The sequence below is a fragment of the Lactobacillus sp. N54.MGS-719 genome, from assembly GCF_000980505.1.
Lineage (GTDB): Bacteria > Bacillota > Bacilli > Lactobacillales > Lactobacillaceae > Lactobacillus > Lactobacillus amylovorus.
The window spans coordinates 1-910 of the sequence record NZ_LARO01000129.1 but is presented as its reverse complement, the minus strand read 5'-3'; the positions used below and the strand labels follow the sequence as shown (position 1 = coordinate 910).

Sequence of the window (910 nt, the reverse complement as noted above, 5' to 3'; positions counted from 1 at the left end):
CGTTTTCACCAATTACCGGTGATAAAAAACATATCTTTTTTGACTATGACCAAGCAGCCACAGATGGCGTTGCAATTAGTGATGTGTGCGGCAACAAGTCCAATCAAGTTACACAAAAATATGAAGTTACGGACCACACCTATGTTGTTGGAAAAGTAGTTAAGCAAAGTCTTCCTGAAGATAAAGCACTCTTATTGTGAAGAAGGCCGCTCATAATATTATTGCGGAACTAAATAAACCGGTTCTCATGTCTAAGATGAATCACCGGCCGCATATTATGAATGATGTTGAGCGTTGCACTCAGCTATTAACCGATGAAAGCGTAGATCTGGGCATTTTAAGCAAAGAAACCGGCATTGCCGAGGAGACTTTGCTTAGTTACCGTGATCAGCCTGATTTGCTTAAGAATGCTTATCATATTGAGCTTAAGAAATTAGTAGCTAAGTACTTTGAGGTCTTCTTTAATCGTAATGAAATTGAACGTTTTCGTTTCATGTTAATCGATATTGTTGGGCTTACTTGAAAGAGAATAAGGATAATCCAGCTGTTTATGATCCAGCATATGAACTATATATGATGTGCTAAGTAGGAGATTGGCATGGCCTGGCCAAGATGGAAGAAACTTGGCGTGCAATGTATGCGGCACATGAATAGCCAAAGTTGCTATTTTCGAGTGGCCTAGGTTAAACTATTTACTGGGAAATAATGATTTGTATAAAAAAGCATAGAGCTAACGAATTGCTAGTTCTATGCTTTTTAATATTGCTCAATTTCTTTGATGTTGAAGCCAGGAATATTGCCGAACCATTTTTTAGCAAGACGGGTGTAAGTACCGTCCTTTTTTAATTCATCTAAAGCAGTATTGATGTGCTTCATCATTGCCGTTTGTCCTTTGTTGACGGCAATACCA

At 38.4% G+C, this 910-nt stretch carries 2 protein-coding genes and 1 pseudogene; 2 read left to right on the top strand and 1 reads right to left on the bottom strand.

What is annotated here, in order from left to right; all coding sequences use genetic code 11:
- Together WS44_RS10230 and WS44_RS10225 are read left to right on the top strand one after the other, a co-directional pair.
- A pseudogene (locus WS44_RS10230) lies at positions 1-200 on the top strand (XRE family transcriptional regulator); the annotation flags it as partial.
- 47 nt (positions 201-247) lie between these two features.
- The gene (locus WS44_RS10225; RefSeq protein ID WP_288145746.1) at positions 248-523 is read left to right on the top strand and encodes a hypothetical protein; all 276 of its coding nucleotides are present in this window, start codon (positions 248-250) and stop codon (positions 521-523) included.
- A gap of 233 nt (positions 524-756) precedes the next feature.
- Here WS44_RS10225 and WS44_RS09575 read toward each other — a convergent pair.
- On the bottom strand, positions 757-910 hold a 154-nt coding region (locus tag WS44_RS09575; RefSeq protein ID WP_046434127.1), incomplete at its 5' end, for a transporter substrate-binding domain-containing protein.

Coding starts and splice junctions, on each gene's coding strand:
- WS44_RS10225 (WP_288145746.1), top strand. CDS start 248: ATGTCTAAGATGAATCACCGGCCGCATATTATGAATGATGTTGAGCGT.